We start from the raw sequence: 25,184 nt of genomic DNA on the forward strand, positions 1-25,184 counted from the left end.
GTCACGTCCTCCGCACTACTGCGAACGCTTCTCCGACCGCGAGCCTGACGGTTTCGGCGGAGATCTGCGACTTGAGCAGCAGGGCAGCGCGCAGCCCGGCCGCGGTGAGGTCGAGCCCGTCGGGCACGGCCGAGGTGGTCACGACGACGGGCAGGTCGCACAGCTCGTCCTTCGCGCGGAGCACGGCGAGGACCTCCCGGCCGTTCATGCCGGCCATGGCCAGGTCGAGGAAGACCACGTCGGGCCGGAACCCGCCCAGCGTCTCCAGCGCTTCCCGGCCGTCACCGGCGACCCGGACCTCGGGGGAGAGGTCGGCGATCCGGCGGGTGAACTCGTCGCGGAACACCGGGTCGTCGTCGACGACGAGCACGCTGCCGAGCGCGGTGATGTCCCCGCCGGGCGGCCGGGCGGGCAACCGCAGCTCCGCCGTGGTGCCCTGGCCGGCCTCGCTGGCCAGGGTCAGCTCGCCGCCGAGGATCTCGGCCAGCTTCCGGGCGTAGGACAAACCCAGCCCGGTGCCGGAGGTCTTCGCCTGCAGCTTGTTCCGGACCTGGTGGAACTCCTCGAAGACGCGCTCGAGCTGTTCGGCCGGGATGCCGATGCCGGTGTCGGTGACCGTGAAGCGGACGTGCTCGCCGTCGGCGGTGGCGGCCACGCCCACCGAGCCGCGCTCGGTGAACTTGATGGCGTTGGACAGCAGGTTGCGCAGGATGCGCACGAGCATGGTCTCGTCGGTGACGAGCGTGCCGGCCTCGGTGTCGCCGATGCGGAGCTCGACGCCGTCCGGGACGGTCGACCGCAGGACGCCCTGCAGGTGGAGGAGCACCGCACGGACGTCGATGGGGGTCGGGTGGGGGACCAGCCGGCCCGATTCGGCCTTGGCGGTGTCGAGCAGCTCGTTGACCAGGGCGAGCAGGGTCTCCCCGGAGTCGTTGATCAGCCGGACCTGGCGCTGCTGGTCGCCGGTGAGCGGTTCGGACCCCGCGGCGCCGAGCATGCGCGCGAGGCCGACGATCGAGTTCACCGGCGAGCGCAGCTCGTGGCTGATGTTCGACCAGAAGCGGGTCTTCGCCTCGTTGACGGCGGCCAGCTGCGTCGTCTTCTCGTTGATCTCGGCGTAGAGAGCCACCACACCGCGGTTGGTCTCTTCGAGCTCTTCGGAGAGTTCCTTGTACAGCGCGACGACACCCTGGTTGGTCTCTTCGAGCTCCTCGTTGAGCCGCAGCAGCTCCCGCCGCTTGCTTTCGAGGTCGTCGAGCGCGGTGAGCAGTTCCTGGTTCTGGGCGCGCAGCTCGTCGAGCGGGCCGGCGGCTCTGCCGGCGGCGAGCCGTTCGCGCAAGGCGTCGAGAGAAAAGTCCATGGGCGCTGAACCTGCCGTCGTGCCCTTCGTCATGGTCATGGTGCCGCGAGCGGCCTCGTGGGTGGTGGTGACCTCGTCCATCAGCCGGGCCGTGGTGGCCCGGCTGACGTCGAGGACGTCGACGGCGGGCGGGCCCTGCCAGGTGATCTCGATCGCCAGGCCGGGCAACGGCGCCGGGATGAGCAAGAAGGCGACCGACGCCTCCGTCCCGCTCCGCACCAGGTCCCGGCCGACGTCGCTGAGGGCGGTCGCCACGCGGATCTGGTCCTGCGGTTCGAGGCCGATCGCCTGGGCCGCCTCCCGGCCGTACTGCCGCATCGCGAACACGCCGGATTCGGCGGAGAGCGTCATCCGCAGGAGCTCGTTCGCGCGGCGCGGGGACGTCATGGCCGCGGCTTGCCGACGAGGACGCCCGCGTCGTCGTTGCGGACGCCGGCGTCGCGCACCAGCGCGGCGGCGATCACGAGCGGCGTGCTGTCGAACAGGGCGGTCCACTGGGCGGGGCGCCACTTCTCGGTGAGCCCGTCGCTGTGCAGCACGACCGCGGCGCCGGCGGGCAGCTCGTGGTCGAAGGCGCGGATCGTCCGGGCCTGGTAGCCCGCGATCCCGGGCACCGAGATCATGCCCTGCTTCCGGTCGCCGAGGACGACGGACGCGGCGATGTTGCCCAGGCCGGCGAAGCGGACCCGCCCCTCGGCCGGGGCCAGGTCGGCGACGGCGACGGCCCCGCCCCGGCTGCTGCGCAACGCGGCGTGGATCGCGGCGAGCACCTGCTCCGGGGGTTCGTCGGCCGGCCGTTCGCAGAAGACCCGGACGGCTTCCTGCGCCGCGCTGGCCGCCAGCGGTCCGTGGCCGGACCCGTCGCACATCATCAGCCGCAGCCGGCCGTTCGCGCGCATCACGGCGTAGGCGTCGCCACAGACCTCTTCGCCGGTGATCGGCCGGGTCATCCCGGCCGCGTCGTCGCCGGCCAGGTCCGCTCCGGCCGGCTGGAACCGGGCGGTGACGACCGTGCCGCTGCCCGGCTCCGAGAACACCGTGACGGTGTCGGAGAGCCGGTGCACCGCGCCGAGCCCGACCCCGAGGGTGCCCGCGGTGGAGTGGCCGTCCGCGATCGCCGCGGCCGGGTCGCCGATGCCGGGGCCGAGGTCGGCGGCGACGACCTCCACCGCGGCGTGGGTGGTCGCGCGGACCGACCGGACGACGAGCGTGCCGTGCCGCGCGTGGCGGTCCAGGTTCGTGGCCAGCTCCGTGACGACGATGCCGATCTCGGCGGTCCGCTGCTCGGTGAAGCCCAGCCGATCGGCCAGTGCGGTGGCGATCCGCCGCGCCCGGCCGGCCGCCGTCGGGTCGTCGACGGGCACCCAGGCGACGTCCTCGGTCACCGGCAGGCAGTCCGAGACGGTCACCGTGACCACTTGACCACGGTGACCTCGGTGCCGCGGCCCACCTCGGTGTCCAGGACGAACTCGTCGACGAGCCGGCGCGCCCCGCTCAGGCCGAGGCCGAGGCCCTTGCCGCTGCTCCAGCCGTCGGCCAGCGCGAGGTCGGTGTCGGGGATGCCGGGGCCCTCGTCGTGGAAGAGGGCCTTGACGCCGGTGCGGCGGCCGTCGGTGACGACCTCGATCCGGGCGTGGCCGCCCCGGCCGTAGACGAGGGTGTTGCGAGCCAGTTCGCTGGTCGCGGTGACGAGCTTCGTCTGGTCGACGAGCGAGAGCTTGATCTGCTGGGCGAGGGATCGGACCGACTGGCGGACACGGACCACGTCGGAGTCCGTGACGATGGGAATCTCGTCCACCACGCCGGCTGGGGTCATCTCCGCGCCGCCCGGAGACCCCGCAGGATCGTCATGCCCTTGTCCAGGTTCAGGGCGGTGCGGACGTCGCCGAGCGTCAGGCCGAGCTCGACGAGCGTGATCGCGACGGCCGGGCGCATGCCGACCACCACGGTGTCGGCGTCGAACAGCCGCGACAGCGACGCGATCGTCGCGAACATCCGGCCGATGAAGGAGTCGACGATCTCCACCGCGGAGATGTCGATCACTACGCCGGACGCGCCGGTCGAGCTGATCTTCTCCGCGAGGTCTTCCTGCAGGGTGAGGACGCTCTGGTCCTCCAGGTCGACCTGGATCGAGACCAGCAGGATGTCGCCGATCTCGAGGATCGGGATCCGCTCCATCAGGCGGGCCCCTTCCCGCCGTGCACCAGCTCCACGCCTTCGAAGCGGAGGGCGTGGCGCAGGGCGTCGGCGAGGGTCGCCTTGGTCGTGATGTCGCCGAACTCGATCCCGAGCGCGACGATCGTCTGGGCGATCTGGGGACGGATGCCCGAGATGGTGCACTCGGCGCCCATCAGCCGCGCGGCGACGACGGTCTTGAGCAGGTGCTGCGCCACCTGCGTGTCGACGGCGAGGACGCCGGTGATGTCGATGATCGCGTGCTGGGAGCTGGTCTCGACCAGGCTCTCGAGCAGCTTCTCCATCACGACCTGCGTGCGCGCCGAGTCCAGCGTGCCGACCAGCGGCACGGCGAGGACGCCTTCCCACAGCTTCACGACCGGGGTGGTCAGCTCGAGCAGCTGCTCGGACTGCTCCCTGATGATCTCTTCGCGCGCGGCCGCGTACGTCTCGAACGTCCACAGACCCAGCCCGTCGAGGAGCCCGGAGAAGGCCATGAGCCGGCGGAACACCGCCGGGTCGTCGTTGCCTTCGGTGAGCTCGAACACGGCCTGCTTCAGCGCGAAGACGCTGGACGCCGTTTCGGCGGGGCTGAACCCCTGGCGCGCGCGGTTCCGGGACAGGTCGGCCAGGAACGCCTTGAGCTCGCGGTGCTGGTCACTGTCGAGACCGGTGGCGGGCTCGTCCGCGACCGGGAGCAGGGTGGCGAACAGCTCGCCCAGGTCACGCTGCAGTTCCGTGGTCGTCATGCGCCCGCGCAGGCCGGCGCCGGCCAGCTCGGCCCAGCGCGTGATCAGGCTGTCGCCGTGTTCGCGCAGCAAATCCGACAGTCGCTCCTGACCCGCAGTCATCCAGAGTCCCCTCGCCTTCGGTCCGTCCGCGAACTTTAGCCTGGCGGTCCGCCGGTCCCCTGCGCGGCGGAACGAACCGGCCCGTACGCTGGGCGGGATCGGCGGTCGTGCCAGGGAAAGGGGCCGAGCAGTGGACGAGGGCGACGCGGCCGTCCTGCGCATCTCCCACCGGCGGACCGGCGCGGCCCACGTGATCGAGGTCGCGGGCGAGATCGACGCGGGCACGGCTCCCGCGCTCCGCCGGGAGCTCGCCCAGGAGAAGGTGGACACGACGGCGGCCCGGCTCGTCGTCGTCGACCTGAGCGAGGTCGGGTTCATCGACTCCGCGGGGCTGACCATCCTCGCCGGGCTGCACCGCCGCGGCCGGGAACGCGGCGTGAGCGTCAAGGTCGTCACCCGCCAGTACGCCGTCAGGCGGGCGCTGAACATCACCGGCCTCGACGAGCTCATCCCCGTCGTCGCCGACCTGGCCGAAGCGCTGCCCGCCGAATGACCGGCCATCCCGCCGGCGGCGACCCCGCGCGGTTCGACCTCCGCGGCACGGGCTCGGCCGACCTCGCGAGGGTCCGCCGCTGGGCGGCCCGGCAGCTGGGCGACCTGGACGAGCCGCACCGCGAAGACGTGCTGCTGGTGCTGAACGAGATCGTCCAGAACGCCTACGAGCACGCCGGGGGCGCCCGCCGGCTCGAGTTGACGCGCCACGCGGGCCCGTGCGAGGTGACGATCGGGGTCGAGGACGGCTCCCCGACCCCGCCGAGGCTCCGGGCGTCCGCGGGCACCGGCTTCGGCGGCCGCGGCCTGTACCTCGTCGACCGGCTGACGACGGCCTGGGGTTCGCACGACGACCTGCCGTCAGCCGGGAAGACCGTGTGGGCCACGGTTTCCTGCGCCCTGGCCCACCAGGAACCCTGCCGCTGAACCGGATCCGCGGTTCCGCCGGCCGACGCCTCATGCGTGGGTGTCGAGGACGACGCGGAACCGCGCGTCGCCGGACATCATGCGCTCGTACGCCTTCGGTGCCTCCGACAGCGGCATGATCTCGTTGCGGCTGCGGATCCCGCGGTCGTGGGCGAGCCGGAGGCTGTCCTCGTTCTCGATCGACGTGCCGGTGAGGGCACCGGTCACCGAGCGCGTGCCGAAGATCAGCGCGGGCGTCCGGACCTCGATCGGGTCGGGGGCCGCGCCGACGACGAGCAGCCGGCCGCGGGTGCCGAGCCCGGCCACGAGCGGGGACATCGACGCGCCGCTCGCCGCCGTCGCGATGATCGCCGCCGCTCCGCCGAGTCGCGTCAACGCCTCGCCCGGGTCGGCGGCCGTGCTGTCGATGTACTCGTCGGCGCCCAGTTCCGCGGCCAGCTCGGCCTTCCCGGCGCCGCGGGCGATGGCCGCGACGCGGTAGCCGAGCGTCTTGGCGTACTGGACGCCGAGGTGGCCGAGACCGCCGATGCCCTGGACGGCGACCAGCGCACCCGGCCGCGCGTCGGCGGTCAGCAGCGCCCGGTACACCGTGAGTCCCGCGCACAGCAGCGGCGCGACGTCCAGGGCCTGCGTGCCGTCGGGGATGCGGACGATCCCGGTGGCGCGGGCGTAGGCGACTTCGGCGTAGCCGCCGTCGGTCGTGGTGCCGGTCCAGGCCTGGTCGGTGCAGTTGACGAAGTCGCCGCGGCGGCAGTTTTCGCACTGGCCGCAGTGGCCGTTGAGGTAGCCGACGCCGACCCGGTCGCCGGCCGCCCACGCGGTCACGCCCGGCCCGACCGCGTCGACCACGCCGACGAGCTCGTGGCCGGGCACGACCGGAACCGCCGGGTCGGCGCGCAGCCCTTCGACGGCGAGGGTGTCGCTGTGGCAGACCCCGCAGGCGTCGACCCGCAGGCGCACTTCGCCCGGCAGCGGGTCGCGGAGTTCGCGCTCGACCAGGGTGAACCGGCGCGTCCCGGTCACTTCGAACGCTCGGTAGGACATCACTGTGCTCCTGACGAAGGGTGGACCTGGCGGTCGAGATCGCGCAGGACGTGGAGGAACGCTTCGGAGAAGGTCGGGAACGGCTGGACGACGTCGAGTAGCACGGCCAGCGGGACCCGGGCGCGGATCGCGAGCGTCGCCTGCTGGAGCCATTCGCCGGCCTCGGGACCGGCGGCGTAGGCGCCGGTGAGCCGTTCGCCGTCGGAGAAGACGGTGAGGAACCCGGGCCGCGTGTCGTAGGCACGGGTGTAGGTGGCCGTGCGGGCCACCCCGGAAAGCCGGACCGTCGCGGTGAACGCGCCTTCGGCGGCGCCGACGGCCGCGGCCTGCGGGTCGGTGAAGACCACGCGGGGGATGGCGTCGTAGTTCACTTTCGCGGGCCGGCCGAGGATGTTCGCGGCCACGACCCGGCCCTGGTACTCGCCGACGTGGGTCAGGTTCCACTGCCCGGTGACGTCGCCGACGGCCCACAGGCCTTCGCCGGCCGCCATCCGGTCGTCGACCGGAATGCCGTGCGGGTTCGCCTCGACGCCGACGGTCTCCAGGCCGATGCCCTCGACGCGCGGCCGTCGTCCGGTGGCGACGAGCAGCCGTTCGGCGCGCAGCTGCGTGCCGTCGGGCAGGTCGAGCACGTACTCGTCGCCGTCGAGCCGGGCCGCGCTCGCGTGCTGCCCGAGGTGCAGTGCGACGCCGTCGGCGCGCAGAGCTTCTCCGACGGCCTCGCCGAGCGCCCGGGGTTCGCGGGGGAGGACGTGGTCGGCGCCGTCGACGAGCGCGACGTCAGCACCGAGCCGCGTGAACGCCTGGGCCAGCTCGACCCCGGTCGGGCCGGCGCCGAGGACGAGCAGCCGGCGCGGGATTTCCTTCGCGCCCGTCGCTTCCCGGTTCGTCCACAGGCCGGGCAGCTCGCGGAGGCCCGGCACGGGCGGGATGACGGGGGCGGAGCCGGTCGCGACGACGATGTGGTCGGCGGTGTACTCCTTCCCGCCGACGGCGACGGTGTGCGGACCGGCGAGCCTGCCGTCGCCGCGCAACACCTCGATGCCGGTGTCGCGAGCCCACTTCTCGGCGTTCGCGTCGTCGTAGGACGAGACCATGAAGTCGCGCCAGGCGAGCGCCGCGGCGGCGTCCGCGCGGCCGGTGACCGCCTCGCGGGCCCCGGGGACGTCGCGGGCCGCCGCGAGCGCTTCACCGGGCCGCAGCAGGGTTTTGGACGGGATGCACGCCCAGTAGGAGCATTCGCCGCCGAGCAGCTCCCGCTCGACGATGGCGACTCGCAGACCGCCTGCCGCGATGGCGGCCGCGGTGTGTTCGCCCGGTGCGCCACTGCCGAGGACGATGGCGTCGAAATCGTGGTGAGCCATGGTTCCTTCTTTCAGGGGGTCCTTCGAGGATCCGGTGCACGGGTCGCCCCGCGCACCGCCGGATGGGCTCAGGCGTCCTGGTGCTGCGCCATGTACTGGGCGTACCAGTTCGGCCATTCCTCGTCGTACTTCCCGGTTTCCTTCTCGTGCTCGCCGTGCGCGGCCGCTGCCTCGCGCAGCCCCTGCTCGAGCTTCTGCGTCGAGCTGTAGGTCACGCCGTCGACGCGCCCGGGAAGGCGGGTCGTGATCTCCTGCAGCAGCCAGGTGTTGCCGTCCGGGTCGCTGAACGACGCGAACGAGGAGTAGGTGCCGCGGTCGGGGTGGATGCCCGGGGCGAACGCGCCGGTCGCGTCGCGGTGGAAGACCTCGCTGACGTCGGCGCCGTGGGCGGCGAGCTCTTTGCGGGCCGCCTCGATGTCGTCGACGACGAGGTAAGTCCCGCGGACCGAACCCGGGGCGGCGTCGGTGATCCCGCTGCCGAACTGGACCGACGCCGCCGATCCCGGCGGGGTCAGCTGCACGACCCGGGTGTCGCCGAAGACGATGTCGGCGTCTTCGCGCCAGCCGAGGGCCTTGTAGAAGTGCTTGGTCCGGTCGACGTCGGTGACGGGCAGGACGACGACTTCGAGTTTCATGTCCATGATCGGAGCTCCTTCGGTGGAGGCAGACGGCCCGGTGCCGTCTGAAACCACTGTCGCCCGGCACGGGGCCCGTTGGCCCCAGGGAGACACCCTGGTCCGGCACGGGCCCGGGCCCCGGGGAGCGCGCTAGGGTTCCGGGTCATGTCCGGTCAAGAGCCGCGGCTGGTCGGCCGCGGCGACGAGCTCGCCCTGCTCGATGACGTGCTCGCCGCGGCGCGGGCGGGGCGGAGCCGGGTGCTGGTGCTGCGCGGCGAGGCCGGGATCGGCAAGACCGCGCTGCTGGACCACGTCGCGGCGCGAGCGGCGGGCTGCCGGGTCGCGCGGACGGCCGGCGTCGAGTCCGAGCGCGAGCTGCCCTACGCCGGACTGCAGCAGCTTTGCGCCCCCTTCCTGGATCGGCTCGAGCACCTGCCGGCGCCGCAGCGGACCGCGCTCGGCACGGCGTTCGGCTTGACCTCGGGCACCCCGCCGGACCGGTTCCTCGTCGGGCTGGCGGTGCTGACCCTGCTCGGCGAAGTCGCCGAGGACCGGCCCCTGCTGTGCCTGGTCGACGACGCGCAGTGGCTCGACCGGGCGTCGGCGCAGACCCTCGCCTTCGTCGGGCGGCGGCTGCTGGCCGAGCCGATCGCGCTGCTGATCGCGGTGCGCGAACCGGCCGGCGACCTCGACCTGGCCGGCCTGCCGGACCTCGTGGTCCGCGGCCTCGGCGAAGCGGAGGCCCACGCCCTGCTCGAGTCGGTCATCAAGGGCCCGCTCGACCCGCGGGTGCGCGACCGGATCATCGCCGAAACGCACGGCAACGCGCTCGCCCTGGTCGAGCTGCCCCGGTTCTGGACGGCCGCCGAGCGGGCCGACGGGCTTCTCAGCCCGGATGGCGACGCGCTGGCCGAGCGCCTCGAGCGCTGCTTCCTGCAGCAGCTGGATCCGCTGCCACCCGACACCCGGAAGCTGCTGCTGGCCGCGGCCGCGGAGCCACTGGGGGACGCGACCCTGCTCTGGCGCGCGGCCGGTGAGCTCGGACTGGGCGCCGACCCGGCGGCCGCCGCCGAGACGACCGGGCTGATCGAGTTCGGGTCGCGGATCCGGTTCCGGCACCCGCTCGTGCGCTCGGCCGTCTACCGGTCCGCGTCGGCGCGGGAGCGGCAGGAAGTGCACCGGGTGCTCGCGGCGGTCACCGACGCGGGCGTCGACCCGGACCGGCGCGCCTGGCACCGCGCCCAGGCGACCGTCACCCCGGACGAAGACGTCGCGGCCGAACTGGAGCGCTCGGCCGGCCGCGCCCAGGCGCGAGGGGGACTCGCCGCCGCCGCGGCGCTGCTCGAACAAGCGGCCACGCTCACCCCCGATCCGGCGCTGCGCGCCCGGCGGGAGCTCGCGGCGGCCCGGGCGAAACGCGGCGCGGGCGCGCTCGGAGCGGCACTGGGCTTGCTGGGCGCGGCCGAGGCCGGGCCACCGGATCCCGCGCGGGACGCCGAGATCGAACGGCTGCGCGGACAGATCGCGTTCGACCAGCGGCGCGGCGGCGACGCCGTGGAGCTGCTCCTGCACGCCGCCGGATCCCTCGAGGGCGGCGATGCCCGCGAAACGTACTTGGAAGCGCTCGGTGCCGCCGTGTGGGCCGAGAGCGACGTCGTCGAGGCGGCGCGGCGAACGCGGGCGGCGCCGGCGGCCCAGGTGCCACCGACCGCCGTCGATCTCGTGCTCGACGCTCTCGCCACCCGGCTCACCGACGGCTACGCGGCCGCGGCCCCTTTGATGACCCAGGCGACGGAGGCCGTCCGGACACTGGACACCGGCGGCGAGAACACCGAGCGCGTGCTGTGGCTGCTGGGCAACCGGGCCGGCGGAACCCTGGCGACCGAGATGCTGGACCACGCGGCCGGCCGCGCGTTCGCCGAGCGTCAGGTCCGGCTGGCGCGCGAGACCGGTGCGCTCGTCCAGCTGCAGTTCGCGCTCAACTTCCTCGCCAACCACGAGCTGCTGGCCGGCGAGCTGACCGCGGCACAGGCGCTCGTCGAAGAGGACCGCCTGCTCGCCGACGTCACCGGGGGCCGTCCGGTCGGGTACAGCGCGATCCTGCTCGCCGCGCTGCGCGGCCGGGAAGCCGTTGCCACCGCGGAGATCGCGACCGCGGCGGCGCAGGCGGCCGAGCGGGGCCAGGGCCGGGTCGTGCGGTTCGCCGGCTACGCGAACGCGGTGCTCGCCAACGGACTCGGCCGCCACGACGTCGCCCGGGACGCGGCCCGGCGGGTGTTCGAGCACGACACCGTCGGCCACCAGGCCTTGGCGACGGCCGAATTGGCGGAGGCCGCGTCGCGCACCGGGGACGACGACCTCGTCGCCGCCGCGCTGAACCGGATGTCCGAACGGGCTCGGACAGCGACCCCGACCGCCTGGACCCGGGCGCTCGAAGCCCGGCTCCGAGCGTTGGCCGGCGACCGCCCCGGCGAGTGCTACGCCGAATCGATCGCCCTGCTCACCGGGACGCCGCTGCGGATCGACCTGGCCCGTGGCCACTTGCTGTTCGGCGAATGGCTCCGGCGCGAGGGCCGCCGGACCGACGCCCGGAAGCACCTGCGCACCGCCCACGCGATGACCTCCGCGATGGGGCTCGAAGCCTTCGCCGACCGCGCTCGCCGTGAGCTGCTGGCCACGGGGGAGACCGCGCGCAAACGCACCACCGGGACCGCCGAGGAGCTGACGGCCCAGGAGTTCCAGATCGTGCGGCTCGCTCGCGAAGGACTGTCCAATCCGGAAATCGGCACCAGGCTCTTCCTCAGTCCGCGCACCGTGGAATGGCATCTGCGGAAGGTCTTCGGCAAGCTCGGGATCAGCTCGCGGCGTCAGCTGCGCGACGCTGCGGTCGACGTGGTGGCTGCGCCGTAACGCCGTCGTCGACGTGCAAGGCCAGCGTCCGACGCCAGTACTCGGTGACCGAGTGCCGCAACCGTTCTGTGTCGACGGCTTCCGCGTCGAGAAGTCGTTGCAGCCCGATCCCGCGGAGTTGCCCGACGACGGCGACCGCGACCTCGCCGGCTTCGACGTCGGGCCGGATGGTGCCGTCGTCGATCCCCGCGGTGACGTCTTCGCGCAGGTCGGCGCGAAACGCCTCGTCCCGCTCGCGGAAGATCGGGGCCAGTTCCGACGCGGTGGCCGCCTCGGCCCACAGCAGCAGGAACGCCCGGTTCAGCACGCCCACCCCGCCGAGCGCTCCGACGTACCCCTCGATCAGCCGCAGGAGACGGTCCAGACCGGGTGACAGGTCACCGAGGCCGGGCACGAATCCGGTCTGCGTCGCGCGCGCCAGGCGTTCGAGGAGTACCTGCTTCGACCCGAAGTGATGAGTGACCAGGCCACGGCTGTACCCGGCGCGTTCACCGACGCGCGCCAGCGTCAGCGAGCGGACGCCCTGTTCGACGACGAGTTCGGCGGCGGCGCCCAGCAACGCGGCTTCGGCCTGGTCGCGGCGCTCCTGCTGGGTGCGACGGGTAGTGGTCATGGGGAGGATCCTACAACATACTTGCCAGCCGACCAACAAGTGTGTCAGTCTGGCCGTGTTGCGCGAACGGAGGATTTCGATGATCGAGATTGACGAGCACGCGGTGGATGCCTTGCTGACCGAGGATCCGGGCGGTCCCGTGGTGATGCTGAACCTGCTGCGGTTCCGCCCGGACGGTGGTCGCGAGAGCTACCAGCGCTACGCCGAGGCACTCGGCCCGGCGGTCAACGCGCGATACGGCGTGCGGGTGGAGTACCTCGGCGACGCCGGGCGCGCCCTGGTCGCCGAGGACGGCCAGGCTTGGGACATGGTGGTCTTGGTCCGCTACCCGAGCCGGCAGGCGTTCGCCGACATGATCGGTGACCCGGAATACCAGGCGGTGTCCCATTTCCGCAGTGAGGCGTTGGTGGAGTCGGTCCTGCAGCCGACCACGCCGGTCGCCTTGCCGGCCTGACGTCGTCCTCCGCATCGTTGCCCGGACCCAGGAACGAGAATGCTCCCTCCATCCCCGGCCGCCGCGCTGTACCCGCGGGCACGGCTCACCCCGGAAGCGGCAGAACTCCCCATGGCCCCTCGCACAAGGGAAATCCCCGGCGGCGGCCGCTGGCACCACTTCGCCACCGGTGACCGGGTGCTCGTGTTCGACGAGCCGGACCCGGCGACCGGATGGTCGGCCGTCCGCCGCGGCACGGTGACGGGAGCCGGCCCCGAAAGCATCGAGGTGGACTTCGGCGCGGCCGGCCAGGCGGCGTTCACGACGGCCGACCGGATCCGGATCAGTCACGTGGCCGGGTCCTGTCGCTGCGTGGTGGCCCTTCCGTGACGTCGGCCTGGGCCCCGCTCGCCGTCGCGAGCGGGGCCACGAGGTTCTCCCTCAGGAACCCGGCGGAGTCCAGTCCGCGGGAAGGCCGGACTGGGCCAGGACCGCGGCGAGGTTGTAGTAGTCCGTGTCGGTGGCGATCAGGCTGTGGCGCAGCTTCAGGATGGCCGTCGCCGGGACCGAGAACGGCCGGGGAGCGCCGGTGATCTGTCCGGAGTAGACCGCCTGGATCGCGACGTCGTCGCCGTCGCGGAAGGCGTTGACCAGGCGCAGCTGGACGCCGGGGATGAACTGGTCGGTGCGGCGTTTCCAGTCCGCGACCCCGGTCCGCCCGTGCCAGACGACGCCGACGGCGTTGTCGGTGTAGGTCGCGTCGGTCGTGAAGAGCCGGGCCAGCCGGTCGGGGTTCGGCGAGTTCCAGCCGGCGATCCAGTCCCGGGCGACGCGGGGGACCGATGTTCGGCTGCCGGTCGATTGTCCGATGTGGACTGTAGTCTCCGGTTGTGCGTGGGCGATCGTGCCCGCCGTGGTGGCGGCGAGGGCGAGCGTGAGGGCGGGGACGGCGAGGCGCAGGGAGCGGTTCATCGGAAGGGACCTTTCTCGGTGGGAGGATGGGGGGATCAACGGAGGCCGGCGAGGCGGCCGCGTTCGAAGTGGGCCGCGACGGCGTAGCCGCCACCGCCGGCGACGGCGAGAACCCAGAACACGCCCGGAGTGCCGAAGAAGAGCGCGGCCGCGGAGACCAGGGCGAGCCACGTGCCGAGGCAGTAGTGCAGCACGTTGCGGCGCACGGCCCCTTCGCCCAGGTACAGCAGGCCGACGACGAGCCCGGAACCGGCCGGCCACAGCACGGTCGCCAGCTCCGGATTGCCCGAAGTGGACGTCAACGCGGTGATGGCGAGGAACAACGCGGCGAACCCGCCGGCCCAGGAAAGGCCGAGCAGCTTGCCGGCGAGGAGCTCGGGCTTTCCGGCGCCGCGTCGGGAACGAGCGACGGCGAGGACGCTGAACAAGGTGCCGGCGGCGAGGCCGAGGGCGAGCACCGTCGTCGGCAGCCAGGAGGGCAGGCCGGCGCCGCTTCGGTCGAGGGCGGAAGCGCCGTGCCCGAGCACGTACGCGAGGCCGAAGCTGAGGTAGGCGGCACGGCTGTCGACGACGCCGATCCGGCGGTCGGGAGCGGTGGCGGGGGCCGGGGCGGTGAGGACGGCGGTGGTCATGGCTGATACCTCCGAGACAGGTGGGTGCGCGAGGCGAAGCCGGCTTGCTCAGTCGACGAGGTGGGCCAGCGGGACGACGAGCCGCCGGGTGAGGTCGGCGGGCCACGGGAAGATCCGGGCGGTGGCGCGCTGGTGGGCGAGCCCGTGCAGGCCCAGCCACAGCGCGATCGCGTCGGCGGCCGGGTCGGTGCTGGTGCAGTCGCCGGTCGCGACGCAGGCGGTCAGGCCGTCCACCACCACGGCCATGGCGTCCGCGCCGAGACCGGACAGGTCTTCGGCGGTGACTTCGCCGCCGGTGACGACCGGGTTCCAGAGCCCGCCGAACATCGTGCGGTACCGCTCGGGGTGGTCGTGGGCGAAGGTGACGTAGGCCTGGCAGATGGCGAGCAGCTGCCGCCGTGGGCCGGGTCCGGTCTCGTCGGCGGCGGCCCGCAGCCGGGCGGTGAGCTCGGCGAAGGCCTCCCGCACGAGGGCGAGCATGATCGCCTGCGGGCCGCGGAAGTGGTGGTAGATCGAGGGAGTCGCGACGCCGGCCCGGCGGGCGACGGCGCGGAGCGTGACGGCTCGTTCGTCACCGCCGGCGTCGAGCAGGGCGGTTGCCGCGGCGAGGATCTCGGCGCGGAGCCGGCCGCCGTGCCCGCGGGGGTTCGGCGTGCGGGTCGTCATGGCCGCGCTTACGGGACGATGACGACTTTGCCGGCGACCGTGCGCGACTCGGCGAGCGCCAGCGCCGCACCGGCGTCGGCCAGCGGGAACCGTGCGGCGATCTGCGGGACCAGGACGCCGTCGGCGAGGAGCCGCAGCACCTGCGTGAGGTCGTCGGCGAGCCGGGTGCGGAAGGTGGCGAGGCGGCGGCGACCGGCCCAGAAGTTGTAGAAGTGCGCGCCCTTGCCGTTGGGCAGGAAGTTCCATGCGAGCAGCCGGCCGAACGACTTCAGCACCGGCAGGCGGGAGCTGCCCTCGTCGTCCTTGGTGGCCGCGGTTCCGTAGGACACCAGGGTTCCGCCGCGACGCAGCAGCCGCCACGACTCGGTCAGCCCGGCGCCGCCGACGTGGTCGAACACCGCGTCCACGCCGTCCGGCGCGAGCTCGCGGATGCGCTCGTACATCTTCGGGTCGCGGTAGTCGACCGGGGTGGCGCCCCAGGCGCGCACGGCGTCGTGGTGGCGGGTCGAGGCGGTGCCGATGACCTTGATGCCGGCGTGGCGGGCCAGCTGCACGAGCGTGGAGCCGACGCCGCCGTTGGCGCCCAGCACGACGATCGTCGAGCCGGCCCGCACCTTGGCCGTGCGGTGCAGCATCTGCCAGGCGGTGATGCCGTTGACCAGCACGGTCTCGGCCGCGGCGGCGTCGACGCCGTCGGGCACGGGCACCAGGTCCGCGGCGTCGACGAGCAGGGAGCTGGCCCAGCCGCCGATCTTGGTGACCGCGGCGAACCGGCGGCCGATCATGGCCCGGTCGACGTCCGGGCCGGTGGCGGTCACCGTGCCGACCACGTCGTAGCCGGGGACGAAGGGGAACGGGGGCTGGTCGTAGTACTTGCCGCGGCGCATCTGCTGTTCGGCGAAGGAGACGCCGGTCGCCTCCATTTCCAGGATGACCTGGCCGGCGGCGGGGGCCGCGAGGGCGGTGGTGCCGACCTGCAGACCGTCCGTCCCGACCTTGCCCGGCAGGACGATCGTGGTGGCGGTGATGGTGTCGATCATGGCTGGCTCCGTTTCGGCTGGGCTGATTACGGTCGTAACCTTACGGCCGTAACTCTGGTGCGCGCAAGAGCTAACGCCGATAAGTTTTCAGGTGTAAGGTGACGCCCATGGCCGACACCCCGAGCGCCGCCACGCGCACCCGCAACCGGCGCGGAGAAGGCGGCCGCCTGCGTGAGGACATCGTCGACGCGGCGGTCGAACTGCTCGACGAGACCGGCGACGAAAGCGCCGTCACGCTGCGGTCCGTCGCCCGCCGCGTCGGGATCGCGGCCCCGTCGATCTACCGGCACTTCCCGGACCAGCCTGCCATCATGCTGGCCGTCGTCCAGCAGGCGTTCGACGAGCTGGAAGCGCGATTGCGGGCCGCGCTCGACACGGCGAAAGACCCCCGGCCCCGGCTGTTCGCGGTGTGCAACGCCTATCTCGGCTTCGCACAGCACCGCCCGGGCCGCTACCGGACCATGTTCGGTGGCCTGTGGATGCCCGACCTCGCCCAGGGATCACTGACCGAAAGCGACATGCTCGCACTGGGCCAGGGGTGCCTGGAACTGATCACCGGCGCGCTGGCCGACTGCGTGGCGGCGGGAGAGGCGACGAGCACCGACCCCTCGGCCGACGCGATCGCGTTGTGGCTGGGGATCCACGGTCTCGCTCACCAGCGCGCGGCGACCGTCGCGTTTCCGTGGCCGCCGGACATCGCCGAACGGATCATCACCGCGCTCGCTCATCTACGCACCTGAGGTCGCCGGGGCGGCGACACACCGCCCCGGCGAGCCCATGATCAGCTCTGGGTGAGCAATCCCCGCATCTCGGTGATCTCCGCCTGCTGGGCGTCGATGATCTTCTGGGCCAGCGCCTTCGCGTCGGCGTTGCTGCCCTTCGAGAGCTCGGTCTCGGCCATGTCGACCGCGCCCTGGTGGTGCTTGATCATCATGTCCAGCCACATCTTGTCGAACTCCGCGCCCTTGGCGGCTTCGAGCTTCTTCATGTCCTCTTCGGACATCATCCCAGGCATCGATCCGCTCATCCCCGGCATCGACTCGTGGGTCATGCCGGGCATGCCCGACATGCCCGCGCCCCAGCTGGTCAGCCAGCTCTGCATCTGCTGGATTTCCGGGTCCTGCGCCTTCGCGATGCGGCTCGCGAGGTCGACCACCTTCGGGTCGGTGCTCCGCGACGGGACCAGCTTCGCCATGTCCAGCGCCTGGCTGTGGTGCGGGACCATCTGCTGGGCGAAGGTCACGTCGTCGGCGTTGTGGTCGGCGGCCGCCGGCGCGGAGGAAGACGGCGCCGACGGGCCGTGGTCCATTCCGGACATGGAGTCGTTGCCGCTGCAGGCGCCGAGGAGCAGGGCGGAGACGACGGCGATGCCGCCGATGATGACGGTTTTGCGCATGACAAATCCTTCTCTGTGGTGCGTGGGTGAATTCGACGGACCGTTAAGGGGCCGGGTCGATCACGTGCGCAAGACGCAGAGGGACGTCAGGATTTCGCGGCCGCCTCGGTCGGGTGGACGTCCGCGGCGTGGCGAGCCGCGAAGGCCGGCGAAACGGGGGAAGGTCGTGGTCAGCCACGAAATCCCCAGGAACCCGACCAGCGCGAGCAGGAGAGCCCCGGCCGCGAACAGCACGGCCAGGCAGAGGTGGAGCAGGTCGTGCAGGCCGTTCGGCATGCCCGGATGGTGCTCACCGGATGCCCCGTCCGGGGCGGAGCCGGTCATGTCCGGCTCGAAGCCGGGTGCGACGTGCGCGACGGCGGTCGATGCCGCGTCGCCCATGCGGTGGGACAGGCTCACGTGGTGCATCGCGATGACGCCCATGGCGACGGCGCACAGCAGGATGACCTGCTGCACCTTGCCGAGCCGGGTCGCCGTCACTGTTTCACCGTAGCAATCGAAGTCGGGGCCGCGCCGTCCAGCGGTCCTGCCGGGGATTTGCTTGCTACACGGACAGAAACGCGAGCCGGTTCGAGCTACCGCTCAGCGATGCTTCGCCGTGGCATCGCCGCCGAGCTGCCACATTTCGTAATTGCCGCATTCCGCGGTGATCTCGGCCGCCGCCTGAGCCGCGGCGACGAAGTCGTCGACCACCGGGGTGAGATGTGCGGCCGCCACGGCGAGGCACACCTGGTCCGGCGCCAGATCCGGGACGGGCACGTAGACGACCTCCGGATGCGTGTAGAAAACGGTCGCCGAGCGCGCCAGGAACGAGATGCCCCGGCCGGAGGCGACGTGCTCGAGCGTTTCGTCCACGCCGCGAACCAGGTATCCGGCGTTGAGGTGCGGGCGCCGGGTGGGCTGCGTGCTCGCGTCGGCGTGCCAGAGCAGCGGCTCGCCGGCCAGGTCGGCCTCGGTGACTTCTTCCTTGCCGGCCAGGCGATGCCCGGCGGGCAGGACCGCCACCCGCGGCTCGGTGTAGAGCGGAACGACCCGCAGGCCGGTCTCGTCGATGGGCAGCCGCACATAGCCGACGTCGAGGCGGCCGTCGAGCAGCATCGCGGCTTGCTCGTCGGCCTCGATGCGTTGCACGTCGACCCGCACATCCGGGTGCCGGACGGCGAACTGCTGGATCGCCGGGGCGACCGCGATGCCCGCCCGGAAGCCGACCATCATCCGCTGGTCGCCCCGCGCGGCCGCGGTCACCCGGCGGCGGGCCGCGTCGGCGGAGGCCAGCAACGGGGCGGCGTCGGTCAGCAGTTGCGCGCCGGCGCCGGTCAGCGTCACCCCGTGGCTGTCCCTGGTGAACAGCGCCGTGCCGAGATCCTGTTCGAGCGCGCGGATCTGCCGGCTCAGCACCGGCTGCGCGATGTGCAGCTGTTCGGCGGCGCGGCCGAAGTGCAGCGTGCCGGCCACCGCGACGAAGTAGCGCAGCTTGCGCAGGTCCAGATCCATCAAGGGCCTCCCCGGGTCCGGCGATGCCACCAGGGTATCGCCGCGGCCGAAAGAGGTCTTGGACATCAACTCGGACCGGCGGCAACCATGGATGTCGGGCGCCCCGCAGACACTTCCGACTCCAGAAAGCAGCACACCATGAGCACCATCAGCATCATCGGCCTCGGGGGCATGGCCCGCGCCATCGCCACCCGCGCGGTCGAGGGCGGCCACACCGTCGAGGTCATCGGCCGCGACGCGGCCAAGGCCAAGGACCTGGCCGCCGAGCTGGGCGGCAGCGCGACGGCCGGAACGTTCGGCGCCGCCCCGGCCGGCGACATCGTGGTCTCCGCAGTGCCTTATTCCAGCGCCGCGCAGGTCCTCGCCCAGTTCGGCGACGCGCTGGCCGGCAAGATCGTCATCGACATCTCCAACACCTTCAACGCCGACGCCACCGGGGTCGTCACCCCCGCCGGCACCTCCGGTGCACAGGAGATCGCCAAGACCCTTCCGGCGAGCGCGCACGTCGTGAAGGCGTTCAACACCGTCTTCGGCCACGTTCTGGCCCAGGGCGGCCGGTTGGACGTGCTCATCGCCGGCGACGACATGGACGCCAAGACACGTGTGTCGGCCTTCATCGAGAGCCTCGGGCTGCGTCCGCTGGATGCCGGCGATCTCGCGGCGGCGCGGTGGCTGGAGGCGGTGGGTCCGCTGCTGATGGGCCTGGCGAACCACGGCGCGGGGTTCGACATCAGCCTCGGCGTCACCATCAAGGATTGAGCGGGAAACATCGTGCGAGTTTTCGTCACCGGCGGGACCGGCCATCTCGGTTCCCACATCATCCCCGAGCTCATCGCCGCCGGGCACGAGGTCACCGGCTTGGCCCGCTCGGACCCGGCCGCGACCGCGCTGTCCGCGCTCGGCGCGACGGTGCGTCGCGGCAGCCTCGAGGATCTCGACGGGCTCAAGGAGGCAGCCGCGGACTCCGACGGCGTCATCCACGTCGCGCACCGGCAAGACCTGCTCCCCACCGGCGGAATCGACGCCGTGGCCGCCGCGGAGGTCCCGATCATGCTCGCCTACGGCGAAGCGCTCGCGGGCACCGGCAAGCCGCTGGTCGCGGCCGGCAGCATCGGCTCGCCGGGCAACCTGGGCCGGCCGTCCACCGAGCAGGACCGGCCCTGCCCGCGGGCGAGGAGCACGCGGGCACCCTGCGGGCCCGCAACATCGTGGAGACCACCGTCATCGGCCTGGCCGAGCGGGGAGTGCGGTCGTCGATCGTGCGCATCGCCAACATCGCGCACAGCACGACCGATCAAGCCGGTTTCCTCCAGGTGCTGATCGCGCTCGCGAAGGAGAAGGGTGTCGTCGGCTACCCCGGAGAAGGAGCCAACCAGTGGAACGCCGTGCACGTCCGCGACGCCGCCTCGGTGTTCCGCCTGGCCTGGGAAAAGGGCCCGGCCGGCAGCTACTGGCACGCGGTCGCGGACGGCGCCATCCCGCTCCGCGCCATCGCCGAGGCCATCGGCAGCCGGCTCGGCCTGCCCGCCGTGAGCATCCCCGCCGACGTCCTGATGGTGCCGGGCTACTTCGGGTTCCTGGCGAACATCGTGACGCAGAGCTACCCGGCGTCCAACCTCATCACCCGCCGGACCCTCGGGTGGGAACCCACCCAGCCCGGCCTGCTCGACGGTCTGGACAACGGCCACTACTTCCGCGCGAACTGAGGACGGGGCAACCGCACGGAGAGTGTGGGCGTCAGGAACGAAGCGGGCGCAGGCCGGTGCGGATCTCGCTGACCAAGATCTCGGGTTGTTCCAAGGCCGCGAAGTGCCCGCCCTTGCTTGCCTCGCCGTAGTGGATCAGATTGCGGTAGGTGTCTTCGATCCAGCTTCGCGGCAGGCGCGGGATGTCCCCCGGGAAGACGGTCACCGCGACCGGAAGCGTCAGCTTCGGGCCGGCGAAAGTGAGCGATTTGTTCTCCCAGTAGATGCGGCCGGACGACGCCGCGCTGTTGGTGAACCAGTAAAGGGATATCGCGTCGAGCATGTCGTCGAGGCCGAGGACGTCCTCGGCGAGCCCCTGGTTGTCGGTCTTGGACTGGAACTTCTCGTAGATCCACGCCGCCTGACCGGCGGGAGAGTCCGCCAGAGCGAACCCGACAGTCTCCGGCTTCGTGCCCTGAAGGTGGTTCGACCCACCGAGATCGCCGGCGTAGAGGGCGAGGGTCTCCACAGCGTGGCGCTGTTCGGGCGACAAGGTTTCGGGTATCCGGGCGGGAAAAGCGTACTGGGTGTTCAGGTGAATTCCGAGGAGCCCGTCCGGTTGCATGGCGCCGAGGGCGGTGGTGACGACGGCACCCCAATCGCCGCCTTGCGCGGCCCATCTCGGGTAGCCGAGACGCTTCATCAGCTCCACCCACGCGCCGGCGATGCGCGACACCGTCCACCCGGTCTCCGTGGGCTTCTGGGAGAACCCGAACCCGGGCAGCGACGGGATGACGACGTCGAACGAATCGGCGGCGTCTCCGCCGAACGAAACCGGATCGGTCAGCGGGCCGATCAGCTTCAGGAACTCGACGATCGAGCCCGGCCACCCGTGCGTGAGGAGCAGCGGCATCGCGTGGGGGTTCCCGGACCTGACGTGGACGAAGTGGATGTCCAGCCCGTCGATCTCGGTCAGGAACTGGGGGAAGCGATTGAGCTCGGACTCGAAGCGCCGCCAGTCGTAGCCGCGTTCCCAGTAGCCGACCAGAGATCGGGCGTTCTCCACGCGGACCCCTTGCGACCAGTCGTCCACCGTTTCCGGATCCGGCCAGCGCGTTCTGGCCAGTCGCTGCTTCACGTCGTCGATCTCCGAATCCGGGATCGAGACGGTGAACGGGCGGAGGAGGGCCGAGGCGGTCATGGTCTTCTCCAGGGGCTCCGAAGCAACTTTTCGTTGCACACTGGTGTGCAACCTACTTCATTGCACACCGGTGTGCAAGAATGCTGCCGTGCCCACCGAGTCCTCCCGTGCGCGCTCGATGAACGAGACACGCGATCGCATCCTCGACGTCGCCCTCGATGTGCTGGGAGAGAACCCCGACGCCGGAATGGGCGACATCGCCGCCGCTGCCGGCGTCGTCCGCCGCACCGTCTACGGGCACTTCCCCTCGCGCCTCGACCTGGTCCGGACACTCACGGAACGGGCCGTCGCCGAGATGACAGCCGTGCTCACCGAAGCCAACGCCTCCGCCGCGGAAGCGGACGCGACGTGGGTCGAATTCATCGCCCGCCTCTGGCCGGTGGCGCACCGGTACCGAGTGCTGCTGGCACTGCGCCGTGGCGAGTACGGCGAGGCGATCCACGGCCTGCTCGGGCCGGTCGACGAGCTCCTCGCCGACCTCGTGGAACGGGGCCAGGACAGCGGTGTGTTCGCCCGGCACCTGCCGGCGGGCGTTCTGAGCCAGGTTGCTTACGGCGTCGTGTTCGCCATCGCGGACAGCGAACTGTCGAACGGAACCTCCGGCGCCCGAGCGGCGACGATCACGAGCTTGCTGATGCTGGGAGTTCCCGAGACGCGCGCGCTCGCTCTCGTGGGCGACCCGTCCTGATTCGCCGCCTTCCCGTCATCGGTCTCCCGTCGGAGCGGGAATGGCGTTGTCGATGAGGACGGCGGCGATGGCGGCGGCGGTGGGGAAGGACGCGCTGTCGAGGACGCGGGTGCGGGCCGAGGCGCCGTCGATGAGCAGCGCCAGTTGCTCGCCGAGCTGTTCGGGGTCGGTGGCGCCGGCTTCGCGGGCGGTGTCGGCGAGCCGCGCGGCGATGGCTTTCTTGTAGTCCCGTGCGTACTGGGATGCGGGGTGCCGGGGGTCGTGGAGTTCGACGGCCGCCGCGATGTACGGGCACAGGGGCGTGGACGCGGGTATGTCGAAGGCGGCGAGGAGCCGTTCGCGGGGTGTGAGGTCGGGGCGGTCGAACACTTCGGGCATGACGTCGGGATCGAACCGGCGCAGGTATTCGGCGACGAGTTCGTCCTTGCCGGCGAAGTGCTGGTAGACCGTGTGCTTCGAGACCTGGGCCGCCGCGCTGAGCTGGTCCATGCCCGTGCGGTTGATGCCCTGGTCGCGGAACAGCTGCTGCGACGCGCCGAGGATCCGCTCGCGCGCGCCCCGGCCCCGGCGGCGGCCTTGGGGCCCCTTCTCCAACTCCGTCATGTCTCCAGCATAACCGGGTCGAGTACCGACCGGTGTACATAACTTGCCCCCGAGTCGACCGTCCGCTACGTTAACCAAACAGATCGGTACACATAACGTGCCGACTGGCGACTCGAAGGAGCGAACGTGGGAAAGCTCGACGGCAAGGTCGCGGTGATCACCGGCGGATCGACCGGCATGGCGCTGGCCGGCGCGAAGCTGTTCGTGGAGGAAGGGGCGCACGTCTTCATCCAGGCCCGGCGGCAGGACGCGCTGGACGAGGCCGTCAGGCTGATCGGCCGCAATGTCACCGCCGTCCAGGGCGACGCGGCCGAACTGGCCGACCTGGACCGCTTGTACGACACGGTCAAGCGGGAAAAGGGTTCGATCGACGTGCTGTGGGCCAGCGCCGGGATGGGCGAACCCGCCGCACTCGGCGAGATCACCGAGGAACAGTTCCACCGCGCGTTCGGGCTCAACGCCCGCGGCACCCTGTTCACCGTGCAGAAGGCCTTGCCGCTGCTCAACGACGGCGCGTCGGTCTTCATGACCGGCTCGAACGCCTCACTCGGGGGTTTCCCCGGCTGGAGCCTGTATGCGGGAAGCAAGGCCGTGCAGCAGGCCTGGGCCCGCGTGTGGCTCAACGAGCTGAAGGACCGCAAGATCCGGGTGAACGTCCTGACCCCCGGCCAGGTTTCCACCGCCAAGCAGGAAGAACTGTTCGACGAGGCAACCCGGGCGGCGTTCGAATCCCTGATCCCGCGGGGAAAGATGGGCCGCCCCGAGGAGATCGCCGCCGTCGCGCTGTTCCTCGCCTCCGACGACTCCGGCTACGTCAACGGCCTGGAGCTGGTCGCCGACGGCGGCGTCACCGCACTCTGAACCACGCAACCTCACGACAGGACGAGAACATGAGCGCAATCACCCTCATCGGTACGGGAAACATGGCCCGCACGATCGGCACGCGCGCGGTGGCGGGCGGCAACACGGTCGAGGTCATGGGGCGAGACCAGTCCAAGGCCGACGACCTGGCCAAGTCTCTGGGCGGCGCCGCGACGCCGGGCAAGTGGGGCGCGGTCCCGACCGGGGACATCGTCATCACGGCCCTGTTGTACGACGGTGTCGTTCCGGTCGTCACGGAGTTCGGAGACGCCCTCGCGGGCAAGGTCATCATCGACATCAGCAACCCCTTCAACGCGACGTTCGACGGACTGGCCCACCGCGAGGAGACGTCGATCGCCCAGGAAGCCGCCAAGGTCGCCCCGCCAGGCGCCAAGGTGGTGAAGGCTTTCAACACGATCTTCCGCAACGTCCTGGAGAAGGGCAGGCCCACGGTCTTCATGGCGGCCGACGACGCACAGGCCAAGGCGGACGTGGCGGCGTTCGTCAGGAGCCTCGGGCTACGACCGCTGGACGTCGGCGGCCTGAAAATGGCGCACTGGCTGGAAGGAATGGGCGTCGTGACGGTGGGCCTCGCGAGCAACGGGATCGGCCACGGAGACTTCTCCTTGGGAGTCAACGAGTTCTCCACCTGAGCGCGGCCTCGGGCGAAGCGTCAACGGAGAGGTCTTCGTAAATTGTCCGACTTTCTGCAGGAACACACGGTCGAATGGCTGGAGTACTTCGGGCGGCACGGATACCCGGACGTGAAGCCTCTTGGCGCAGGCGTCGAGGGCGCGATCTACCGCCTCGGTGACGGAACGGTCGCGAAAGTGTGGGCCCGTCGTGGTGTCTCGGAGCTGGTCCGGATGCAGAAGTTCTACGCCGATGTCGCCGCAGGTGGTCTGCCGTTCGACACCCCGGTGATTCTCGGCGTGGAAGAAATCGACGCGTCGGCCGTGACCTTCGAGCGAGAGCTGTTCGGGAAGCCGCTGCGGGAAAGACTGTCCACCACTGCCGATGGTATCGACCACCGATCGGCCACGGCTGTGATCGGAATCCTGCGTGCGCTGGCGGAGGTGTCGGCGACCGCCGCCATGACAGCGCTTCCGGTCCTGGGCGAGCAGGATCCGTTCTGGTCGGACGGGAGCTTCACGGAGGCGCTGAGCGCGCTGCTGGTTCGCCGGGTCGACCGATTCGGGAGTCTCATCAGCAGCGAAGTCGAAGGATTCGACCGGTTGTTCGCCCGCGTCCTGGAGATGCTGCCAGGGCTGGAACCGGTCCCTTCCGCGTTGATTCATGGTGACCTCTTCGGTGAGAACATCCTCGTCGACAAGGCCGGGGACCCGTCCGCGGTGCTTGACTTCGGCTTCATCTCGACCGCCGGAGACCCGCGGTTCGACGCCGCCGTCACGGCGATGATCATGGACATGTACGGGCCCTACGCCTCGGCGGCAACGCAGGCGCTGACCGCCCGGATCGTGGAAGAACTGGGCTATCCGATCGAGGTCTTGATCCTTTATCAAGCCGCGTACGCGATAGCCACCAGCAACTCCTTCACATCGGACGGCTCTGACGGTCATTTTTCCTGGTGCATGGCGCAGCTGGATCGCGCCGACGTCCGGGATGTCTTGAAGGTTCGCTGACTTCATTCGCGAACGGCG

Annotated in this window: 31 protein-coding genes; 13 read left to right on the forward strand and 18 right to left on the reverse strand. The window is 71.4% G+C overall.

Annotation, left to right across the window (positions count from 1 at the left end; genetic code table 11):
* Position 1: 1 nt before the first annotated feature.
* Genes AA23TX_RS06505 through AA23TX_RS06525 form a run of 5 tightly spaced genes read right to left on the reverse strand, consistent with a single transcriptional unit; the run spans position 2 to position 4,386 of the window.
* Positions 2 to 1,747 (reverse strand): hybrid sensor histidine kinase/response regulator, encoded by a 1,746-nt coding sequence (locus AA23TX_RS06505; protein ID WP_155541665.1) that lies wholly within the window; start codon positions 1,745 to 1,747, stop codon positions 2 to 4.
* Entirely contained in the window at positions 1,744 to 2,778 is a 1,035-nt protein-coding gene (locus AA23TX_RS06510; RefSeq protein WP_155541666.1) for an ATP-binding SpoIIE family protein phosphatase, read from the reverse strand. The genes AA23TX_RS06505 and AA23TX_RS06510 overlap by 4 nt, the downstream gene beginning before the upstream one ends.
* Positions 2,766 to 3,176 carry an anti-sigma regulatory factor gene (locus AA23TX_RS06515; protein WP_155541667.1) on the reverse strand — a complete coding sequence of 137 codons (411 nt, stop codon included), beginning with the start codon at positions 3,174 to 3,176 and terminating at the stop codon, positions 2,766 to 2,768. Before AA23TX_RS06515 ends, AA23TX_RS06510 begins: the two co-directional genes overlap by 13 nt.
* Positions 3,173 to 3,538 carry an STAS domain-containing protein gene (locus AA23TX_RS06520; protein WP_196425203.1) on the reverse strand — a complete coding sequence of 122 codons (366 nt, stop codon included), beginning with the start codon at positions 3,536 to 3,538 and terminating at the stop codon, positions 3,173 to 3,175. Before AA23TX_RS06520 ends, AA23TX_RS06515 begins: the two co-directional genes overlap by 4 nt.
* On the reverse strand, positions 3,538 to 4,386 hold the full coding sequence (locus AA23TX_RS06525) for an STAS domain-containing protein (RefSeq protein ID WP_155541668.1): 849 nt from the start codon (positions 4,384 to 4,386) through the stop codon (positions 3,538 to 3,540). The genes AA23TX_RS06520 and AA23TX_RS06525 overlap by 1 nt, the downstream gene beginning before the upstream one ends.
* A gap of 130 nt (positions 4,387 to 4,516) precedes the next feature.
* Here AA23TX_RS06525 and AA23TX_RS06530 point away from each other — a divergent pair, with 130 nt between their 5' ends.
* Both AA23TX_RS06530 and AA23TX_RS06535 read left to right on the forward strand, forming a co-directional pair.
* A complete protein-coding gene (locus tag AA23TX_RS06530; RefSeq protein ID WP_196425204.1) occupies positions 4,517 to 4,879 on the forward strand; it encodes an STAS domain-containing protein in 363 nt (120 codons plus the stop codon).
* The gene (locus AA23TX_RS06535) at positions 4,876 to 5,304 is read left to right on the forward strand and encodes an ATP-binding protein (protein WP_155541670.1); all 429 of its coding nucleotides are present in this window, start codon (positions 4,876 to 4,878) and stop codon (positions 5,302 to 5,304) included. The genes AA23TX_RS06530 and AA23TX_RS06535 overlap by 4 nt, the downstream gene beginning before the upstream one ends.
* A gap of 30 nt (positions 5,305 to 5,334) precedes the next feature.
* Here the strand turns inward: AA23TX_RS06535 and AA23TX_RS06540 are convergent, their stop codons facing one another.
* From AA23TX_RS06540 to AA23TX_RS06550, 3 genes are all read right to left on the reverse strand, one after another.
* Positions 5,335 to 6,348, reverse strand: a complete 1,014-nt coding sequence (locus AA23TX_RS06540) for an alcohol dehydrogenase catalytic domain-containing protein (RefSeq protein WP_155541671.1) — start codon at positions 6,346 to 6,348, stop codon at positions 5,335 to 5,337.
* Positions 6,348 to 7,712: a dihydrolipoyl dehydrogenase family protein gene (locus AA23TX_RS06545; RefSeq protein ID WP_155541672.1), complete on the reverse strand. Its 1,365-nt coding sequence runs from the start codon at positions 7,710 to 7,712 to the stop codon at positions 6,348 to 6,350. Before AA23TX_RS06545 ends, AA23TX_RS06540 begins: the two co-directional genes overlap by 1 nt.
* A 68-nt stretch (positions 7,713 to 7,780) precedes the next feature.
* Positions 7,781 to 8,353, reverse strand: a complete 573-nt coding sequence (locus AA23TX_RS06550) for a VOC family protein (protein WP_155541673.1) — start codon at positions 8,351 to 8,353, stop codon at positions 7,781 to 7,783.
* Positions 8,354 to 8,494: 141 nt separating this feature from the next.
* Between AA23TX_RS06550 and AA23TX_RS06555 the strand changes: the two genes are divergently transcribed.
* The gene (locus tag AA23TX_RS06555) at positions 8,495 to 11,239 is read left to right on the forward strand and encodes an AAA family ATPase (RefSeq protein ID WP_155541674.1); all 2,745 of its coding nucleotides are present in this window, start codon (positions 8,495 to 8,497) and stop codon (positions 11,237 to 11,239) included.
* Here the strand turns inward: AA23TX_RS06555 and AA23TX_RS06560 are convergent.
* Positions 11,184 to 11,852 carry a TetR/AcrR family transcriptional regulator gene (locus AA23TX_RS06560; protein ID WP_230862373.1) on the reverse strand — a complete coding sequence of 223 codons (669 nt, stop codon included), beginning with the start codon at positions 11,850 to 11,852 and terminating at the stop codon, positions 11,184 to 11,186. The genes AA23TX_RS06555 and AA23TX_RS06560 overlap by 56 nt on opposite strands.
* A gap of 79 nt (positions 11,853 to 11,931) precedes the next feature.
* Here AA23TX_RS06560 and AA23TX_RS06565 point away from each other — a divergent pair, with 79 nt between their 5' ends.
* Both AA23TX_RS06565 and AA23TX_RS06570 read left to right on the forward strand, forming a co-directional pair.
* Positions 11,932 to 12,306 carry a DUF1330 domain-containing protein gene (locus tag AA23TX_RS06565; RefSeq protein ID WP_155541675.1) on the forward strand — a complete coding sequence of 125 codons (375 nt, stop codon included), beginning with the start codon at positions 11,932 to 11,934 and terminating at the stop codon, positions 12,304 to 12,306.
* A gap of 39 nt (positions 12,307 to 12,345) precedes the next feature.
* Complete coding sequence (locus tag AA23TX_RS06570; protein WP_155541676.1) at positions 12,346 to 12,675, forward strand: hypothetical protein; 330 nt, start codon at positions 12,346 to 12,348, stop codon at positions 12,673 to 12,675.
* A gap of 51 nt (positions 12,676 to 12,726) precedes the next feature.
* Here AA23TX_RS06570 and AA23TX_RS06575 read toward each other — a convergent pair whose 3' ends face one another.
* Genes AA23TX_RS06575 through AA23TX_RS06590 form a run of 4 tightly spaced genes read right to left on the reverse strand, consistent with a single transcriptional unit; the run spans position 12,727 to position 15,595 of the window.
* Complete coding sequence (locus tag AA23TX_RS06575) at positions 12,727 to 13,257, reverse strand: nuclear transport factor 2 family protein (protein ID WP_155541677.1); 531 nt, start codon at positions 13,255 to 13,257, stop codon at positions 12,727 to 12,729.
* A gap of 35 nt (positions 13,258 to 13,292) precedes the next feature.
* Complete coding sequence (locus tag AA23TX_RS06580; protein WP_155541678.1) at positions 13,293 to 13,889, reverse strand: ABC transporter permease; 597 nt, start codon at positions 13,887 to 13,889, stop codon at positions 13,293 to 13,295.
* A 48-nt stretch (positions 13,890 to 13,937) separates the two neighbouring features.
* Entirely contained in the window at positions 13,938 to 14,555 is a 618-nt protein-coding gene (locus AA23TX_RS06585) for a TetR/AcrR family transcriptional regulator (protein ID WP_155541679.1), read from the reverse strand.
* 8 nt (positions 14,556 to 14,563) lie between these two features.
* Entirely contained in the window at positions 14,564 to 15,595 is a 1,032-nt protein-coding gene (locus tag AA23TX_RS06590) for a medium chain dehydrogenase/reductase family protein (protein ID WP_155541680.1), read from the reverse strand.
* A 107-nt stretch (positions 15,596 to 15,702) separates the two neighbouring features.
* On the opposite strand from AA23TX_RS06590, the gene AA23TX_RS06595 reads away from it, so the two are divergent.
* Positions 15,703 to 16,335, forward strand: a complete 633-nt coding sequence (locus tag AA23TX_RS06595; protein ID WP_155541681.1) for a TetR/AcrR family transcriptional regulator — start codon at positions 15,703 to 15,705, stop codon at positions 16,333 to 16,335.
* A 41-nt stretch (positions 16,336 to 16,376) separates the two neighbouring features.
* On the opposite strand, the gene AA23TX_RS06600 is transcribed toward AA23TX_RS06595, so the two are convergent.
* The 3 genes from AA23TX_RS06600 to AA23TX_RS06610 form a co-directional block, all read right to left on the reverse strand.
* Positions 16,377 to 16,991 carry a DUF305 domain-containing protein gene (locus tag AA23TX_RS06600; protein ID WP_155541682.1) on the reverse strand — a complete coding sequence of 205 codons (615 nt, stop codon included), beginning with the start codon at positions 16,989 to 16,991 and terminating at the stop codon, positions 16,377 to 16,379.
* Positions 16,992 to 17,051: 60 nt separating this feature from the next.
* Entirely contained in the window at positions 17,052 to 17,471 is a 420-nt protein-coding gene (locus tag AA23TX_RS06605) for a DUF6153 family protein (protein WP_155541683.1), read from the reverse strand.
* 102 nt (positions 17,472 to 17,573) lie between these two features.
* Complete coding sequence (locus AA23TX_RS06610; protein WP_155541684.1) at positions 17,574 to 18,485, reverse strand: LysR family transcriptional regulator; 912 nt, start codon at positions 18,483 to 18,485, stop codon at positions 17,574 to 17,576.
* A 138-nt stretch (positions 18,486 to 18,623) separates the two neighbouring features.
* Here AA23TX_RS06610 and AA23TX_RS06615 point away from each other — a divergent pair, with 138 nt between their 5' ends.
* From AA23TX_RS06615 to AA23TX_RS49970, 3 genes are read left to right on the forward strand one after another with little or no spacing between them, the layout of a single operon-like run.
* Positions 18,624 to 19,244 (forward strand): NADPH-dependent F420 reductase, encoded by a 621-nt coding sequence (locus AA23TX_RS06615; RefSeq protein WP_155541685.1) that lies wholly within the window; start codon positions 18,624 to 18,626, stop codon positions 19,242 to 19,244.
* A 12-nt stretch (positions 19,245 to 19,256) separates the two neighbouring features.
* On the forward strand, positions 19,257 to 19,805 hold the full coding sequence (locus AA23TX_RS49965; protein ID WP_230862374.1) for an NAD(P)H-binding protein: 549 nt from the start codon (positions 19,257 to 19,259) through the stop codon (positions 19,803 to 19,805).
* Complete coding sequence (locus AA23TX_RS49970) at positions 19,745 to 20,191, forward strand: Rossmann-fold NAD(P)-binding domain-containing protein (RefSeq protein ID WP_230862375.1); 447 nt, start codon at positions 19,745 to 19,747, stop codon at positions 20,189 to 20,191. Before AA23TX_RS49965 ends, AA23TX_RS49970 begins: the two co-directional genes overlap by 61 nt.
* 31 nt (positions 20,192 to 20,222) lie before the next feature.
* Here AA23TX_RS49970 and AA23TX_RS06625 read toward each other — a convergent pair whose 3' ends face one another.
* Positions 20,223 to 21,371 carry an epoxide hydrolase family protein gene (locus tag AA23TX_RS06625; protein ID WP_155541686.1) on the reverse strand — a complete coding sequence of 383 codons (1,149 nt, stop codon included), beginning with the start codon at positions 21,369 to 21,371 and terminating at the stop codon, positions 20,223 to 20,225.
* Between the two features lie 88 nt (positions 21,372 to 21,459).
* Here AA23TX_RS06625 and AA23TX_RS06630 point away from each other — a divergent pair, with 88 nt between their 5' ends.
* On the forward strand, positions 21,460 to 22,059 hold the full coding sequence (locus AA23TX_RS06630) for a TetR/AcrR family transcriptional regulator (RefSeq protein WP_155541687.1): 600 nt from the start codon (positions 21,460 to 21,462) through the stop codon (positions 22,057 to 22,059).
* Positions 22,060 to 22,074: 15 nt separating this feature from the next.
* Here the strand turns inward: AA23TX_RS06630 and AA23TX_RS06635 are convergent, their stop codons facing one another.
* The gene (locus tag AA23TX_RS06635) at positions 22,075 to 22,662 is read right to left on the reverse strand and encodes a TetR/AcrR family transcriptional regulator (RefSeq protein ID WP_155541688.1); all 588 of its coding nucleotides are present in this window, start codon (positions 22,660 to 22,662) and stop codon (positions 22,075 to 22,077) included.
* A gap of 126 nt (positions 22,663 to 22,788) precedes the next feature.
* On the opposite strand from AA23TX_RS06635, the gene AA23TX_RS06640 reads away from it, so the two are divergent.
* Genes AA23TX_RS06640 through AA23TX_RS06650 form a run of 3 tightly spaced genes read left to right on the forward strand, consistent with a single transcriptional unit; the run spans position 22,789 to position 25,166 of the window.
* Positions 22,789 to 23,523 carry an SDR family NAD(P)-dependent oxidoreductase gene (locus tag AA23TX_RS06640; protein WP_155541689.1) on the forward strand — a complete coding sequence of 245 codons (735 nt, stop codon included), beginning with the start codon at positions 22,789 to 22,791 and terminating at the stop codon, positions 23,521 to 23,523.
* Between the two features lie 29 nt (positions 23,524 to 23,552).
* Positions 23,553 to 24,176 (forward strand): NADPH-dependent F420 reductase, encoded by a 624-nt coding sequence (locus tag AA23TX_RS06645; RefSeq protein WP_155541690.1) that lies wholly within the window; start codon positions 23,553 to 23,555, stop codon positions 24,174 to 24,176.
* A gap of 42 nt (positions 24,177 to 24,218) precedes the next feature.
* Positions 24,219 to 25,166 carry a phosphotransferase family protein gene (locus tag AA23TX_RS06650; protein WP_155541691.1) on the forward strand — a complete coding sequence of 316 codons (948 nt, stop codon included), beginning with the start codon at positions 24,219 to 24,221 and terminating at the stop codon, positions 25,164 to 25,166.
* Positions 25,167 to 25,184 lie beyond the last annotated feature (18 nt).

The sequence above is a fragment of the Amycolatopsis camponoti genome (assembly GCF_902497555.1).
Classification (GTDB): Bacteria; Actinomycetota; Actinomycetes; order Mycobacteriales; family Pseudonocardiaceae; genus Amycolatopsis; species Amycolatopsis camponoti.